Origin of the sequence: Photorhabdus asymbiotica, assembly GCF_003634575.1 — a bacterium.
Taxonomy (GTDB): domain Bacteria; phylum Pseudomonadota; class Gammaproteobacteria; order Enterobacterales; family Enterobacteriaceae; genus Photorhabdus; species Photorhabdus asymbiotica.
Genome location: NZ_RBLJ01000004.1, coordinates 842,570 through 861,550, shown reverse-complemented (window position 1 = coordinate 861,550; position 18,981 = coordinate 842,570). Strand labels below are relative to the sequence as shown.

Genomic DNA, 18,981 nt, shown 5'->3' with positions numbered 1-18,981 from the left:
GTATCCGACTTATTACGTAATCGCCATTTTTATAGGATTTCTTCATGCACACGGACCTTCACTCCCCAGATTCGCTGCGTCAGCTCATATCTGACCTGTTTAATCAAAAAAATATTTTGGTGGACGATAACGATGATTTAATTCGCAATGGACTGGATTCAATGCAAATCATGGCATTGTTAAACCAGTTTAGACGTCAGGGACATCGCGTCACTCTGCGCGAACTTTACCAAAAGCCAACATTGCACGCCTGGAGCCAGCTTCTACAACGTCATGCACCTGTCGCTCACACCGCGCCCAAAGATACAACGCCACAACCACTGATTGTAGATGCGCGCCCATTCCCATTGACGGCAGTACAACATGCTTACTTTGTTGGACGTTCACCAGAACAAACGTTGGGGGGAGTTGGTTGCCATTTGTATCAAGAGTTCGATGGCGTGGGTCTGGAACCTGAACAACTGGAAGCTGCGATTCATGTGCTGATTCAGCGGCATCCGATGTTGCGCGTGCGGTTTTTGTCAGATGGTCGCCAGCAAGGTATGACCCGTGTTGACTTGAAAAAATTAACTGTTCATGACCTGCGCAATCTGACAACTAATGAGCAACAACAAGCGTTGAACAACCTACGTGAACAACTGAGCCACCGAGTATTACAGGTTGAAGAAGGGGAAACTTTCGATATTCAGCTTAGCCTGTTTGGTGATAATCAACACCGGCTGCATGCCAATATTGATCTACTGATCATGGATGCCGCCAGTTTCAGTCTATTTTTCACCGAACTGGCAGCATTAATTGCCAAACGCAACCTGCCCGCTATTTGTTCCGACTATGATTTTTGCAGTTATCTAACACAGTATCAGGCCCAATTTAAACAGGCTCGGCAAGAAGCAGAGGTGTTTTGGCGCAACCGGTTAGACACTTTGCCGCTTGCCCCTCAGCTGCCTTTGGCTCGGGACCCTTCCCTAATAAAAAATGTTCATATTCAGCGCAGATGTTTCCGTTTAGCGCCTGAACATTGGGAACGATTTAAACAACTCGCGCAGCAAAATGGTGTTACGCCAACTATGGCACTCGCGACCGCATTTGCCGCTTTATTATGTCGCTGGAATAATGCAACGCGCTTGTTGTTCAACCTGACGCTATTTGACAGAGCGCCACTACATACCGCGGTTGACAACATGCTAGCCGATTTTACCAACATTCTGCTGTTAGACATTCCTGGTGATAATTTACCGTTCTGCCAACTGGCTCAGGATGCGCAAGCTACCTTTGCCGAAGCTTACGAACATCGTCACTGGTCTGGTGTAGAAGTTTTACGTGAACTCAAGAAACGAGGTAGCCACCCACACGGCGCGCCAATTGTATTTACCAGCAATTTAGGTCGACCTTTATATGGTGAAAATACCCGTGATGTACTGGGAAAACCAAGTTGGGGAATATCACAAACCCCTCAGGTATGGCTGGATTTCGTTTCCTTTGAACATGAAAACTCGCTGAATATTCAGTGGGATAGTAATGATGAACTCTTCCCTGACGGCTTAATGGATACCTTATTCACGGCCTATCAGGGGCTGATTGAGAACCTGACGGAAAACGCCGCGCAGTGGAACGAAAAGCTACCGGATCTGATGCCTGAGTCGCAGTATCATCTGCGACGCCAAATCAATAACACGGTTGAACCCCTACCAAATGCTCTGCTGCATGAGGGCGTGTTCATACAAGCAGAACGTACACCAAATGCTGTGGCTTTGGTGACTCATCATAAAAAAATGAGTTATGGCGAATTAAGTCTGGCCGCCCGCCAGTTAGCTGCCGTACTGCAAAAAATGCCAGTGATGCCGGGAGACCGGGTTGCTATTAGCATGGAAAAAGGTATCGGACAAATTGTCGCCGTATTAGCCATACTTTACGCCGGCGGTGTCTACGTTCCAGTTCCCGTTGATCAACCATTAAACCGACGACGTACTATCTGTGAAAGTGCCGGGATCAATGTCGTTATCATTGATCCTGAACAACAGAATGATGACTGGTCACAAGATATACATTGCATTTCCTGGCATCAGGATGCTCAATTACCTCCTTTAGCAAACATGTCCAAACGCGCGGTTACTGATCCGGCGTATATTATCTATACCTCTGGTTCAACGGGGATGCCAAAAGGTGTGGTTATCAGCCACCAAAGCGCACTCAATACCTGTCTGGACATCAATCGCCGTCATCAGGTTCAAAGTCATGACCGGTTACTGGCACTCTCAGCCCTGCATTTCGACCTCTCTGTTTATGACATTTTTGGCATTCTCAGTGCTGGAGGTGCACTGGTATTAATTAACGAAGCCCAACGCCGCGACCCATCAACTTGGGAAATGCTGATCGCGCAACATAACGTTACATTGTGGAACAGCGTACCGGCGCTGTTTGATATGTTGCTGACCTATTGTGAAGGAATGGAAGTAGATGCGCCGAAAGCGCTTCGTACCGTGATGCTATCTGGGGACTGGATCGGCTTATCACTGCCTGAGCGTTACCGTGCATTCAATCCTGATGGTGTATTAAGTGCTATGGGCGGCGCAACGGAGGCTGCTATCTGGTCAAATGAATATATCGTCAAACAAGTTGACGCACAGTGGCGCTCTATTCCTTATGGTTATCCTTTGGCTAACCAGCGTTACCGTGTCGTTGGTGAAGATGGTCGTGATTGCCCTGACTGGGTTGTCGGTGAACTTTGGATTGGTGGTGCCGGTGTAGCATTAGGCTATTTTAATGATGAAGAGCGCACTTCTGCCCAATTCGTCGTCGATCAAGGAGAACGCTGGTACCGTACTGGTGATCTAGGCTGTTACCATCCCGCAGGCTGGCTTGAGTTTATGGGACGTCGCGATAGCCAGGTAAAAATCGGTGGATACCGAATTGAGTTAGGAGAGATTGATGCTGCCCTGAATCAGGTAACCGGAATCAGTAAAGGGGTTGCCTTAGCCAGTGGCGAAAAAGAGAAATCGCTGGTGGCATTCCTTGAATTGGAAGGCGATACTTTATGCCAACGCGTCAATCGTGCACCACAATTACCCATAAGCTACCGTGATCTGTTTCCCACCGCTCAGGCAATAACCGATAACAGCCATGACCCTCAGGTTGCCATATTTCTGTTAGAACATTTGTCTCGTCACGGTATGACGTTTACTGCACCTCAATCGCTCACCGATTGTCTGAAACACTATCAGCCTCAACCGGAATATCATGACTGGTTTGGCCGTATGCTGGCATACCTTTGTCAATGCAAGCTATTAGCTGAATCTACACATCATGTCTATCAGGCCGTATCGCCAGCCACGACATTCAATAATGAAGCAGGATGCATCCCAGAACGCTGGCACTCTATGCTACGTAGCATTCTTACCGGGCAACAGGCCGCAGTTACATTACTTGATGATCCGCAATTCGCGCCAGAACAGCAGCTCTTCGTACTACCAGAAACCCAGCAATGGTTAGCAGGACTAAAACAGGTAATCATTGCCCTTTCCCAACGGTTACAACGCCCTATTACGTTGATGGAGTTTGACGCCCGTAGCGGCCTCTGTGCTCAGTGGCTAGCAGAACATATCACTGACCAACATCTGTCTTACCTCGGGTTTGAACGTTCCCAAGCCCTGATCAATCAGGCGCAAACACGGTTAAGCGGTTATGCCCACGCATCAGTACATCATTGGCTTGAACAAATTCCAGAGTCGCTACAGCATCAGGCCGATATCATCCTGCTAAACAATGTCTTACACCGCGAGGGAGATCCTGCAAATTGCATCAAAGCGTTAATGCCTCTGGCACAACCCGGTGCGCTGGTGTTGGCAATGGAGTTGCAACAAGCCTCATCTCTCTCCCTGATTACGACTGAGTTGTTATCACCTCACGGTATTCAGCTACGTTCTGCGTCACAGTGGTTGCCTCTTTTACCACTACAGGCGGAAACACCCATTACCATCGGTAATCTTAGTGTGTTGTTGATGCAGGCAAGTGACAACGTCACCCTTCCTGATCGGGAAAAAATTAAATCCGTATTGGCGCAACATTTGCCGGGATATATGATCCCACAGCGTTTACATGTTATTCCGCGTCTGCCTCTGACACCTAACGGCAAAATTGATCGGAAGGTGCTGTCACAAGCCCTGCAATCCACGACAAAAACAGACGTGTCACACCAGAATGAAATGACCTCGTTGAATCCGGTAGAACAAACCGTTGCCAACCTCTGGCAACGCCTGCTAAATACAGAGCAATTAGGCCGTCATAGTGACTTTTTCCAACTTGGCGGTGATAGTCTTCTGGCTACACGTCTGATTGGTGAATTGACACAACAAGGCTTCAAAGGCGAACTTGGACATCTTTTCCGTAACCCGCAATTGGCAGAGTTTGCTGCTACACTGGCGCCTCTGTCTGAAACTGCATCAGAAACCTATTCAATACCAAAAGAGCAAGATGAATATCAGCCTTTCCCATTAACCGAAGTTCAGCAAGCTTATTTGGTTGGACGCCATCCCGGTTTTGCCCTCAGTGGTGTTGGTGCTCATTTCTTTATCGAATACCGGCTAGAACAGTTAGATGTTCAACGACTGAACCGGGTATTAAATCGCCTGATCCAGCGCCATCCTGTGCTTAGAACTATTGTGATTAATGGACAGCAGCAGGTATTGAAAGATGTCCCGATGTTCTCCGTTAAACAACACCAATTCACGGATATTACGCAGGCAGACACACTACGCGAACGTCTGTCACATCAGGTATTAGACGCCAGTCACTGGCCGGTGTTCGATTTCCAACTTGCTCAAGACAACAGCCTTGTCTCCCGATTATTTGTCAGCCTGGATAATTTGCTATTGGACGGGTTGAGCATGCAGATATTGCTGGCTGAATTAGAACAGCTATATCTCAACGAACAGTACGAATTGCCGCCACTGAAAGTCACATTCCGGGATTGTGTGTTACGCCAGCAACAAACGCCGGCACATCAGAACTCACTGCAATATTGGCAGGAGCAAGTGAAAACATTACCACTGGCCCCGCAATTACCATTACGTATTGCACCGGAAGATGTTCAATCTCCGCGTTTTGTGCGCTACAGCGATCGGTTATCTGCACATGAATGGAATCAGTTAAAGCAACATGCTGCCTCCCATCAGATAACCCCTTCGGCGCTCTTAATTGCGGCTTATGCGGCTGTTTTGTCCGCATTCAGCGCCAGACCGGAGTTAACCCTTAATCTTACCCTTTTCGATCGTCCGCATTGGCATGAGGACATTAATCACATTCTGGGTGATTTCACTTCACTGTCATTACTGGCCTGGCATCCAGAGAAAAATTGGTTATTAAGCGCCCGACGACTGCAACAACAATTATGGCAGGATCTGGATCACCGCCATATTTCAGCTATCAGAGTGATGCGTGAACTGGCACAGAGCCGTGGTCCCGATGCAGCTATTATGCCAGTCGTTTTCACCAGTGCATTGGGAACACATGAAGGACGATTCCTTTCACGTTCATCATGGATGAAACCGGTTTGGGGTATCTCACAAACGCCACAAATCTGGTTGGATCATCAGGTTTACGAATCTGACAATGAGCTTTGCCTAAACTGGGATGCTGTCGAAGAGTTATTTGAACCGCATCAGTTACAAAACATGTTCAATAGCTATATGGCACTCTTGCGTACCCTTGCTGCACAACCAGAAAGCTGGCATTCAGCATTGGAACAACTGATGCCACGCCAGCAATGCACCATAGTTGGAGATAACGCCGCTGTTGTTATTGCGTCATCACCACGTTCGGAAGGACTCGATCCACAAATATGCAATGAAATTCAACGCCTGTTTTTATCGGTAACAAATCATCCTATTAATGCACAACAAAACTTTTTTGAGGCAGGAGCCAACTCGCTACAGTTAATTCAACTGCATAGCAAATTACAACATGCGGGTTTCCATCATCTTGCCGTTACTGATTTATTCGCTTATCCAACACCAGAGACGCTCAGCTTGCGCTGCCGAAAGGATGCCCACGACGGAAATCGCCAGTCGATTACCCCTCGTCAGCGCCAACAACAAAAGCGTCTGCAACAACGGGAAAAACGTCATAAAGGAGCTGCACAATGACAGATTTAACGCCTCACTACGATAATTGTGATCCCATCGCAGTGATTGGCCTTGCCTGCCGCTTTCCGCAGGCATCAGATAGCAATGCGTTCTGGCATAACCTGCAACATGGGGTTGAGTGTACTGCCACACTCTCCCGTCAAACATTATTAGATGCAGGTATTCCTCCTGAAGTCATTGATAGTGAAAACTTTGTCAGTCAGGCAGCGATACTGGAGAATGCGGAACAATTTGACGCTACCCTGTTTGGCTATTCACGTCAGGAAGCAGAGATGCTCGATCCTCAACAGCGCCTATTCCTGCAAACCGCCTGGCACGCTCTTGAACATGCGGGTTATGCACCGCGTAATGTACACCTGAAAACAGGCGTTTTCGGTAGTAGCCGGGTTAGCACCTGGCCTTCATGGTCACAATTCACGATGACCGATGTCGGCAAAGTTAAAGGACTTCAGGCGCTAATCAGTAACGACAAAGATTATCTTGCGACGCGTACGGCCTATAAATTAAACCTGAAAGGTCCTGCACTCACGGTACAAACCGCGTGCTCAAGTTCACTGGTTGCCGTGCATATGGCTTGTGAGAACCTACGCGCCGGTGAGTGTGACATGGCACTGGCTGGTGGTGTGGCAGTTTCTTTCCCACAAGAAAGCGGTTATTTGTATCAACCCGGGATGATCTTCTCGCCTGATGGACATTGTCGCCCCTTTGATAGTCAGGCAAATGGCACCTACGGCGGCAATGGTGTTGGTGTTGTCACGCTGAAACGTCTGAGTGATGCTTTACGCGATGGCGATCCCATCATGGCGGTATTGCGTGGCAGTGCAATTAATAACGATGGCAACGAAAAAGTCGGCTTCACTGCACCTTCGGTTAATGGTCAGCTCAGCGTTATTACCGAAGCATTACAACTGGCAGATGTCAGTATTGATGATGTCGGCATGATTGAAGCGCACGGTACAGGAACACCACTTGGCGATCCCATCGAAGTTGACGCGTTACGCAACATATTCGCTGAGCGTAGTGTGGCAGTACCACCCTGCTACCTTGGCTCAGTGAAAAGCAACATAGGCCATCTTGATACTGCCGCAGGTATTGCCAGCTTGATTAAAGCGGTTTTGTCTGTCTGGCATGGTTACATTCCGCCAACTATCAATGTGGAGCAACCTAATCCGGCATTACGGCTGGAACAAAGTCCGTTCAAACTAGCAACACAAGGACAGCGCTGGACGCAAAAATTGCGTACCGCAGGCGTCTCTTCATTCGGTATTGGCGGTACTAACTGTCATATTGTGGTGCAATCATTGCCAGAAGAATTACATCGTCGCCGTGCCCATAATCCACAAGCTTCGCCGTTACTACTCTCTGCTGCTTCTGAATCCTCATTGCGACAATTAGCACAACGTTACGCGACGGCACTCCATGATGCACCAGAGCATCATGCAGATCTGGCCTGGACCGCTTTGCAAGGACGCGACCTTTCACTCCCTTGGCGTTTAGCACTGACCTTGACACCACAAAGTGCCGAGAGCTTATCTGCCTTTGCAAATACCCCCTTTGCAAACAATAGCCCAACACCAAATATTTTCAGCGGGCAAGTTAATAGCGAAAGCAAGCAGCTTTGGCAATTCAGCGGGCAGGGTTGTCAATGGCCTGGTATGGGAGAAGCCATGTATGCCAGCTCTCCGGTTTTCGCCGCTATGTTGGATCGTTGCTGTGCTGCCTGTACATCCGAATTGGCATTGCCATTAAAAGCCGTGATGTTCGGAGAGCATGATGCGGCATTAGCCACCACCGAATACGCACAACCCGCCATTGTGGCACATCAAATTGCATTGGCAGCACATTGGCAAGCACTTGGATTAAAGCCTGATTACGTACTGGGGCACTCCGTCGGAGAATTTGCCGCAGCCGTGGTTGCCGGGATTTTCACGCCTGAACAAGTGATGCCGTTAGTCGCGGTACGGGGCAAACTGATGCAAAAATGCTCCCAGGGGGGAGCGATGCTGGCAATCTTCGCCAACGAAGAAGATATTCTTCCCTTTACCCATTCACTGGCATTGGATCTGGCGGTTTGCAATGGCCCGCAACACTGGGTTTGGGCTGGTACAGAGGCAGAAATTGATATTCTGGCACAACGTCTGGAGCAACAGCAGATTCACTGCCAGCGTCTTAACGTTGCCTGTGCAGCACATTCAGCCATGCTTGATTCAGTTCTGGATACATTTTCCCAGCGCTGTAACGGCTTACAGCCTACATTGGGAGAAATTCCGCTGATTTCTACCCTGACCGCGAATATTGCAACTTCTGAGCAACTAGGCTCACCAGACTACTGGCGTAATCATATGCGTCAAACTGTACGCTATTATCAGGCAGTTGAATTTGCCCGCCAGCAAGGTGTTGCATTATTCGTTGAGTTTGGGGCTGATGCACAGTTAACCGGGATTGGGCGACGTTTCCGTCTGCCACAAGAAACTTGGATTGCTGGTGCACAGCGTCAAAGCTCCCCAGAAACCGCTCAGCAAACGGCCCTCATGCAACTTTACTGTGCCGGTGTACATCTCGATTGGCAGCACCTTTTCCCGATCACCGGAGTAAAATGCCATGCTCCACTCTATCCATTTGATGAGCAGCATTACAGCTTCCCTGCGGCTAAGTCTGTGCCGCACTCAGCCAATGTCAATACCGGGCTTGATGTCAATTTCCTGCTCGACCCTGCCATTGAGCAAAACTCTGATGCCACTATCCTACGAGCGCTGTATACCGATGCATTGGTTTATCAATGTCATGGGCGAGATGCTGAACAAGGTTTTAGTGCCATCGACACTATTCGAGCAGGTCGCCTACAACCTTGCTGGCACCCTCTGCTGGAACAGTTATTGACTTACTGTGTCCAGCAAGGTTATTACCGGGAAGCTTCCGGGCCAACGGCAAGTAAAATGTATCGCCCTGATAGCGCCTTACCCTATGCCAAACGCCGGTCACTGGAAGCCCGTTTACTCGCTGCTTTCCCTGCCTTGATCTATGCTGGCGAACGCTTATTCGCGCTGTTAAGTGATCGTGCCGATCTTCCGCGCCAAACTGTAGCAGCACGATCTATGACAAAACACGCTATGACCAAATCATGGCTTCCGGTGCCACAGCCATGCCCTGAGACTCACTATGTCCTGCATTGGCGTACAATCAATACCGCGGATAAACCAAGATCTTCAACGGCGTATACCCTCCGTTCTTCAACTGCCAATGATGAGATGATTCATCATTGGCGTCAGGCGGGGATTAATTTACAGCCTGAAAGCGGAAATACGTTATTACTGCTTGAAGGCCATGATGTTGTTAAATTATGTGATCAGGTTATTAGCGCATTAAAATGTGACGAAACAGCACCGTTAACCGTTATAACCTGCTGCGCTCAGCCGGAAACCACCTTATCAAAAGAAGATATCAATCCGGCTCAATATGCTGTTTGGGCATTGCTGCGTGTCGCAGTTGAAGAATATCCCCATCGTCATATTCAGGCGATTGATATTGCTGATATCAACGATGCAGACTCTTTGTCATTGGCACTTGGCTATTTGAATAAACACAATCATGAACACCAGCGCTGGCTGAAAGTCCGTGGGAATCAAATCTCTGTACCGGTTTTACAACGTCAACCATTACCATTATCGCAACAGCCGATGTCGATTCCTCGTGAGGGTTGGCACATTGTTACCGGTGGTATGGGCGGTATCGGTCAGATTTCCATCCGTTGGTTACTGGCACAAGGCGCGCGTAAGATTGCCGTGTTTGCCCGCCGCCAAAATGCGGACTGGGCTGCTTTTGTACAAGAGTTGTCACTGAGTACTGAATGTGAAATACGTTGGATTAACGTTGATGTCACTGATACGTCAGCCCTATTAAAAGCAATACAAACGCTGGCACAAGAAGATCGTATTGCTGGTGTGATTCATGCCGCAGGTGTGGCTGATCATACCCGGCTGGCAGAACTTGAGCCCCCACGACTGTCACAGATGTTATCTGTAAAAGCCCAAAGTGCATCAACGTTGCAAACGGCGCTTGTGCAACATAACGCCCAATATCTACTGCTTCACGCTTCTGCTGCATCAATGTTAGGCGCTCAGGGACAAGGTGCTTATGCAATCGCCAATGCTTGTTTGGAATCTTTAGCACTGACAGCACCAAATCAATTGATAGTGAAAACGTTAGTTTGGGGCGTTTGGGGTGGTATTGGTATGGCCCGCGACCGGCGATTAGTAGAAAAACTGGCGCAAGATGGCATGTTACCATTCAGCATAAATGAAGGTATCTGGCATTTTAATCAATCTCTGCGTACTGCATCTCCTTGCTATCTGGCAATGCGATTAGATGAACATCATCCCGATATTTTGCGCCGTTTACAGGCTGGTATTACAACGACAACGCCTACCCTTTCGCACTCTGCCGATAATACGTTGTATCAGGATAAAGAAGAACGGCTCAATTGGTTGCGCCAACGTGTCGCAACATTATTGCGATTAGAACAGCCTGAACATTTAGCACCGCAACAGGATTTATTGCAATTCGGTTTGGATTCCCTGTTGTTCCTGGAGCTGAATGCAGTCATCCACCAGCAATTTGGCTTTAGATTAACCGCTGGATTGGCTTATCAGAACATGACGCTGGCGGGACTCAATGCACTAATTGGCGACGCATTGCCTGAACAGCCAATCGTCTCTGTTCAACCTGAAATCATGATTGACAATTCCCAGCGTCATGCACCATTCCCTCTGACGCCAATTCAACATGCTTACTGGATTGGTCGTACTCAGGCCATTGATTTTGGTGGTGTAGCTTGCCATGTCTTATTTGAATGGGATCTGGCACTGGATAGTTTTGATATCCCGCGTTTCGAGAAGGCATGGAATGCTTTAATTCAGCGTCATGGCATGTTACGCATGGTAGTGGATGAAGATGGACAACAAAGAATTCTGCCTGAAACGCCTTGGTATGCTTTATCACAGGATGACTTGCGAACGCTAGACGATACAGCCTGCGAACAAGCTTTGGCTCAGCGTCGTCATACCCTTTCCTATCACGTACCACCTGCGGAACAGTGGCCACTGTTTGAAGTCTCTATTTCGTTGCTACCAAATGAACGTTGTCGCTTACATATGAACCTGGACCTGTTGCAGTTTGACGTACAGAGTTTCCGGATCATGATGGATGATCTACAACTTGCTTATCGCCAGCAACCACTAGCTCCACAAGCATTTACTTTCCGCGACTATGTGATGGCAGAACAAGCGCAACGTGAAAGTAAAGAGTGGCGGGCGTCATGGGCATACTGGCAGGAACAATTACTTTCACTGCCCCCTGCGCCAAGATTACCGTTGAACCCACAACTGCCTCAGCGTGGTCAGCCACAATTTACGACTTATGAAGGTCGATTGGTTGAATCTGACTGGCAGAGACTTAAACAAAGCTGGAAAAAATGGGGCGTGACGCCTTCTGCTGGCCTGCTGACACTATTTGCTCATACTCTTGAATGGTACAGCCGTCATCCGTTGTTTACCCTCAACCTGACCTTCTTTAACCGACAGCCTTTCCATCCAGAGGTGCAAGATCTGATTGGTGATTTTACCTCAGTCATGTTGATGGATTTCGATTTACGCAAGACAACCTCCCTACGTGTCAGCATGGAAAAAACCCAAGCCTTGCTCTGGCAACGGCTGAGCCACAATCATGTCAATGGTGTTGAAGTATTGCGGGAACTCGGTCGCCAACAAAATGGCGAAGCTCAAAGCAGACAACCACTAACACCAGTGGTTTTCACTAGTATGTTGGGGATGGCACAAGAAGGTGTCGCCATCAAACAATCTATCACGCAATTACTCGGTGACCCGGTGTTTGTTCTGAGCCAAACGCCACAAGTCTGGCTGGATCATCAAGTTATGGAAGTCGATGGTGATCTGCTATTTAACTGGTATTGCATGGATGATGTGTTAGAGCCAGGTGTCATTGAAGCGCTGTTTGCTGCTTACAATGCGCTATTAGTGCAAATTTGCCGCCAGCCTGAACGCATAGAGCATTATGATCTTCGCACACCACCTTCTGGTCACCTGCGTTATGACTTCTGGCCACAACATCCTGAATTGCGTCAGGCTGAACAAAATCTACGTGCTAAGCCTGAAATACGGTTGGCAGAAATTCAGCCACGTCAGGACGAAACACAAGGTTATAATTTATGGCTGGTTGCAGAAGATAATTTGTCATTATCACTGCCAGAACCACGGGTTATCAACACCGATGTGTTACCGTTGCCTGCGTTAACAGAGCAACAAGCGTTTGAACGTTCCTGGCAACACATTGAACAACAAGCATTATTGGGTCTGGGCCAGACTTTACTACGCCATAACCTATTCACTTCTCCACAACAAAGCCACTCTCGTGAAGAGATTGAACAACGTTTACAACTGGCGCCACAGTATCAACGCCTGCTTACCCAATGGCTGACGTTATTAAACAAGCAAGGATTTATTGAAAAAACCGCTGACGGATACCGTTGTTTGCAACCGCTTAGTCATATTCCTGCTCCTACAACAAAACTGGATGATGCAGTATGGTGCCAAACTATCAGTCGTTATGTAGCAACTTGTATCGGACAACATGACACCCTGCTTGCCGGAAAAGGCAATGCATTGGAATTGCTGTTTGCCGATAAACAAACCACAGCCAGCCTCTACAGTGAGAACCCGGCGTTACGTTGCCTGAACCAAACTGCCGCTGAAATTGTCCGCCAATTGAGCCAAACATCCGAACATTTCACAGTACTGGAAGTCGGTGCAGGAACTGGGGCAACCTCAGCGAAAGTACTGGCGCACAATGCACAAGTCATTGAAAATTACCACTTTACTGATGTTTCACCGCTATTTCTGGATGATGCACGCCAGTTACTCAATCACTATGGCGAAACTGTAAAATTTGCCCTGTTCGACATTAACCAACGTATTGATTTTAGTCAGCATCCTGAATCGGGTTATGACCTGATTATGGCGGTTAACGTATTACATGATGCAGTCCACCTGAAAAATACCCTGCAACGTCTGTCTCGGTTACTGAAACCCGGCGGATGGTTGCTGATCATTGAATCAACCAAGCGTGAAAGTGCTATGCAACTCGCCAGTGTTGGATTTATTGAAGGTATTAACGCCTGGACCGACGATCGCGGTGACAGTGCATTGCTGGAACTTGCTGACTGGCGTCAATGTCTGGAGAAGTCTGGTTATCGGGTTTCATTGGAATGGCCGGGACAAGACGGACCTGAACTGCATCAACAACTGATTCTGGCGCGGACTGAACAGCAAGCGCGGCTTAATGTCCGTGAAATAGCAGCACAATTTTCTACCTTGCCTTACTCATTGCATATTCAACAGCAAGAACAATTGCCGCTGCCAGTGACAACGAAAGAGAGCATGGTACAAACGTTAACCACGGAAACTGGGCAACCGGAAACAGAAGATGAACAACTCCATGATATTGAACAGCAAGTGATTGCGCTCTGGAGTTCACTGCTTCCTCAGCCAATAAAACGCCAAAGTGACTTTTTCCAAAGTGGTGGTGATAGCTTAATTGCGACCAGAATGGTGGTGCAACTACGCCGCCAAGGGTACGAACAGGCTAATCTGCAACAGCTATTCGAACATCCTAAATTGAATGAATTTTGCCGTACCCTGCGGGTAGTTGAGACAAATTCAGCTCCGCGTGCTACACCCGATCAGGCTAAAGAACCCGCATCAGAACAGACTCTGCCACTCACCGCATTGCAATACGCTTATTGGTTAGGAGAAAGTCAACTGTTCCAATTTGGTAACGGTATCGCCCACTTCTACGCTGAACTGGCTATCAACGGACTTGATCTACCTCGTTTCACCACCGCCTGGAACCGTGTGATAAACCATCATGGGCAATTACGCGGTTATGTGAAAGATGGGCAATATCATATTCTGCCGGACATTCCCTGCTATACACCGACGGTCATTGATTGCCGTAACATGATGCCAAATGAGCGCGAGACCCAGTTGGATGATGCCCGTGACACACTGCGTACTCAAGGGGTTCCCAGCGACAACTGGCCGCTGTTTGACTTAACGCTCTACCATACTGATGATCGGACACACCTATTGCATTTGACCATCGACCTGCTGGTAGCTGATGGTAAAAGTCTAACGTTAATCTTGCGTGATTTACACCATTGGTATCAGGAGCCTAACTGGCAGCCAGAGCCGCCAGTGGCGACTATCGGTGACTATATTCAAGCACTGGAGAATGAGAAAACCGGAGAAGCCTGGCAACAAAGCCGGCAATACTGGCTTGATCGCTTACCTTCACTTCCTGATGCACCAGTGTTACCACTGAAAGATCATCAGTCACAACAACTCGATCAACAGTGCCTAACAGGATATATCAGTCCACAACAGTGGCAACGTTTGCAACAACGTGCGGCAGAACACCGGGTATCACCTTCACAAGTTATGCTCACATTATTTGCCCATATTCTGTCAGTATGGAGTAACAGCGAACATTTCACTATTAATGTCCTGCATGGCAACCGCCTGTTAATGCCACAGCATTGCGATACATTAGTCGGCAATCTGTCTACCACATCATTATTAGAAGTGGATTTACGCAATATTACAGGCTTCGGTGATGCAGTAAGCCGGATACAAAGACAGTGGTTAGCCGATCTGCAACATGCGCTGTTTGACGGGCAATTGGTACTCAGAGAGAAAAATCAGCATCGCCACAACCTGAATGCTGGAATGCCAATCGTATTCAACGATACCACCGGTACGGCGGGCAAAGGGCCATCAGGGTTAGGAATGCTGAATCTTTTTGGTGCGCAAACACCCCATGTTTATCTTGACTGTATGCTAATTTCCAGCGCAGACGGTGGTGTCACCCTACAATGGGCAATTTTGCCGCAACTGTTCCAACCACAAGTTGCAGAAAACATGTTTGCCCATTATCAAGCCAGTATCGTTGCACTGCTCGAACCAGATTACCCATGGAACGCCCCACTTCCTGACTGGCTCCCGGCCAGTGATCGCACTTTATGTCAGAACAGTAATGCGACGAAAAACGTTTTTCCGCCTCATACACTTTGCTCATTACTTGAACAGGCAGTAAATCGTTATCCACAACACACTGCTGTTGTCGATACCTCTCGTCAGTTAGACTATCGCACTTTGTGGTCACAAAGCCTGACACTGGCGGCTCATCTGCAAGCGCAGGAAAATCAGACTTCATCTCTGATTGGTGTAGTAATGGAAAAAGGCTGGGAACAAGTTGTCGCGGTTATTGCGATTTTATTAGCAGGACGGGCTTATCTGCCTATTGATGCTAGTTATCCGCAACAGCGCATCCATCAGCTATTAGCCTCAGGAGAAGTCGATACCGTACTGACTCAACCTAAATTTGCTCAACAGATGAGCTGGCCTGACAATGTGCAAGTCATCTCTCTGGATGAAACATTACTTAACCGCTTACCTGTCAATCCCGGTGTGCAGAGTTTATCCGCACGCCCTGAGGATTTAGCTTATGTCATCTTCACCTCCGGCTCTACCGGAAAACCAAAAGGCGTGATGATAGATCATCAGGGCGCGGTCAACACCATCCTTGATATTAACCAACGCATTGCACTCAATGAACACGATAGCGTACTGGCAATATCAGAATTAACATTTGACCTCTCAGTTTATGATCTATTCGGTACTTTGAGCTGTGGGGCAAAATTGGTTATTCCTTCTCCTGGTGACAGCCGTCAACCTGACAAATTATTGACATGGTTACAGCAAGAATCGGTCACAGTTTGGAACTCTGTTCCGGCATTTGTACAACTGCTTGAAGAATATGCCCGAAGCTACCCACATTCTCTGGATAGTCTGCGCTGGATATTGATGAGTGGTGACTGGATACCAACCCATTTGCCAGCAAAATTATATGCTCTCCACCCTGAGCTAAATCTTCTCAGTTTGGGAGGTGCTACCGAAGCATCAATATGGTCTATCGCCTATCCTATCGCACACATTGATCCCAACTGGCGTAGCATTCCCTATGGTAAGCCTTTGGCTAATCAGACCTTCTATGTACTTAATTCAGCACTTTCACCTTGTCCGGTCTGGGTAACCGGTGAGCTTTATATTGGCGGACAAGGGCTGGCGCTGGGTTATTGGGCCGATTCAGAAAAAACTGAACACGCATTTATCACTCATCCTCAAACCGGTGAGCGACTTTACCGCACCGGTGACTTAGGACGCTGGCGGCCAGACGGTAATATCGAATTTCTGGGACGCAATGATCACCAGATTAAAATTCGTGGTTATCGAATTGAGCTGGGCGAAATTGAGCACCGTTTATGTGAGCACCCTGAGATACAACAAGCATTAGTGTTTGCACACACCACATCAACCGGCGCATTGCAACTCGTCGCGGGCTTACGTTTAACTGACAACGCCCCCGTATCTACAGAACTTTTACCGGTACTGCCTCACTGGTTGCAGCAAACCTTGCCGGTTTGGATGTGTCCACAGCGATTTATCACGCTTGATACGATACCTGTATCAGACAACGGTAAAATCGACAGACGTACACTGGTTACTCTGATTGAAACAGCGCAAGAAGTTAACTCAACGCCATCGGCGGTGACCCTCAACGCGACAGGACAAGCGGTATTAAGCCTTTGGGAATCGGTATTAGAGCAACAAGGTATCAACGTGCACGAGAGTTTCTTTACTCTTGGCGGAGATTCTCTTGCGGCAGTGAGGCTAATGGTGAAAATCAACCAGACGTTCAATCGTCAATATCCACTCAGCCTGTTACAAACTTACGATACCGTACATTCATTGGCTGAATTTATTGAACATCAACCGGAAAACGCTTGCCAGAGTGTGATACTGAACAAAGGAAATGTTGAGCAACCAGCCTTATTTATCGTACATCCTATTGGTGGACATCTACTGGGGTATCGCCATTTGGCAGCTAATTTCAGCACCCAACGTATGATTGGATTGGCATTTGCGCCAGATAGCTTAAATACCGATAAGCCTTCCGTTGCTGCGCTGGCTGCTGACTATATCAATCAAATCCGTAGCTTCCAGCCTAAAGGACCTTATACACTGGCCGGCTGGTCTTTCGGTGGACTCGTGGCCTATGAAATGGCACATCAGTTACGCGCGGCGGGTGAAAGCGTTTCTCATTGCATCCTGATTGATAGTTTTGCGCCAAACGTGCGCACTGATCTGACTCTGGATGATGCATTCTGTCATCGTCATTTCCTGCTCGATTTACAGGGACAATTCCCCGGTTTGGTGCTGGATAACCGTGTTATCGCGGCTAATACTGAGACATTCCTTCAGGCGCTGCACGAAGCCTTACCACAATCGGCACAGATTGACAGCTCGCTGACTGCACTTTACTCGGTATGGCGCCACAATCTGAGTGCATTGCTTGATTACTGTCCACCGCGGACTTCGCAGCCTTTCTGTCTTATCCGGGCAGTACAAGCATTGCCTGATTTTATGGATTACCTTGATCCAACCACAATCACTTCAAGGGATCTTGGCTGGCAGACTTTCGGGCCAGTTAATGTGACACCACTTGATGGTGATCATTACAGTCTATTCCAACACAAACATGTCGGCTCTCTGGTTAGTTGTCTGAAAGACATCCTGAATTCAGTCCCAACTATTGAGCCTGTTAAGGAGAACATATGATAAAGCCACGGCGGGTTCTGATTGTCGGTTCAAAATTTGGCGAACTGTACCTTAATGCGTTTCTACAACCTCGGCCAGGTCTGGAACTGGCTGGGATTCTGGCGCAAGGAAGTACGCGTTCGCAACAACTTGCTCGTGATTTCAACGTGCCACTATTTCACTCATTGGATGAACTGCCAGACGACATCGATATTGCCTGTGTGGTCATCCGTGCAGAGATTATTGGTGGCAAAGGCGACCAATTAACTCAGGCATTATTGGCGCGGGGTATTTCTGTCATTCAGGAACACCCGCTTGATGCAGAAGCCATCAAAAGACACCAATCAACAGCTAACAAACATGATGCTATGTTTTGGGTAAATAGCTTTTACAGCCAATGCCATGCTGGTAGAAGCTGGTTACATGCGGCACAACAAATCAACCAATTATCACAGCAACGTCCGGTAAGTGGCTACCTGACAACCAGCCGTCAGTTACTATTTTCCGCACTTGACCTGTTATTACAGGCATGTCATTGCCCGGAACACATGGAGATAGTTTATGTCGGTCAACGGAGCAATGCATTTCATTGCTTTGAACTCAGCTTTGCGGATACAACGATAACGTTAAACGTTCAATCTTATCTGGACCCCAGAGATCCAGACATGCATAACCTGGTTATGCATAAAATGACGCTGATTTGGCCTGCCGGTTATCTTACGCAGGAAGCCAGTTATGGGCCGGTTATCTGGACACCGGTTCTTCATGCACCAAATCATCTAAATAATGAGCAAAGCCTTTACCTAAACGCCAGTCAGCCAGATGGGGCTTATTTGCACCAGACAACATCACAAATTCTTTGTCCGGCAACCAAAAACTGGATGACAGCATTTGAATGTGATGGTGCTGAAGGTGTGGCATTTCTACTCAATACCTTAAGTTCTGTATTAACTGGCGCTCTCCGCCCTACTGCTTTTGCCTACGACTACCAACTACGGCTGGCAGACTTATGGCAACAAATTTTACGCATTATGGGAGAGCCTGTTACCCAGGATTTATCGCCTCCAGTCTGGATTGATCCAGCTCAATTGATGCTAACTAAGGAAAAATAG

3 protein-coding genes are annotated in these 18,981 nt (G+C 47.9%); all 3 read left to right on the top strand.

Features of this window, described 5'->3' with window-relative positions; all coding sequences use genetic code 11:
- The first annotated feature begins 44 nt into the window (after nt 1-44).
- From BDD30_RS19570 to BDD30_RS19560, 3 genes are read left to right on the top strand one after another with little or no spacing between them, the layout of a single operon-like run.
- The gene (locus BDD30_RS19570) at nt 45-6,140 is read left to right on the top strand and encodes a non-ribosomal peptide synthetase (protein WP_015834438.1); all 6,096 of its coding nucleotides are present in this window, start codon (nt 45-47) and stop codon (nt 6,138-6,140) included.
- Nucleotides 6,137-17,890 (top strand): hybrid non-ribosomal peptide synthetase/type I polyketide synthase, encoded by an 11,754-nt coding sequence (locus tag BDD30_RS19565; protein ID WP_015834439.1) that lies wholly within the window; start codon nt 6,137-6,139, stop codon nt 17,888-17,890. The genes BDD30_RS19570 and BDD30_RS19565 overlap by 4 nt, the downstream gene beginning before the upstream one ends.
- Nucleotides 17,887-18,981 (top strand): Gfo/Idh/MocA family oxidoreductase, encoded by a 1,095-nt coding sequence (locus tag BDD30_RS19560; protein ID WP_015834440.1) that lies wholly within the window; start codon nt 17,887-17,889, stop codon nt 18,979-18,981. Before BDD30_RS19565 ends, BDD30_RS19560 begins: the two co-directional genes overlap by 4 nt.

Bases quoted from the DNA above. Each gene is read 5' to 3' on its own strand.
- BDD30_RS19560 (WP_015834440.1), top strand. From the start codon at position 17,887: ATGATAAAGCCACGGCGGGTTCTGATTGTCGGTTCAAAATTTGGCGAA.
- BDD30_RS19565 (WP_015834439.1), top strand. From the start codon at position 6,137: ATGACAGATTTAACGCCTCACTACGATAATTGTGATCCCATCGCAGTG.
- BDD30_RS19570 (WP_015834438.1), top strand. From the start codon at position 45: ATGCACACGGACCTTCACTCCCCAGATTCGCTGCGTCAGCTCATATCT.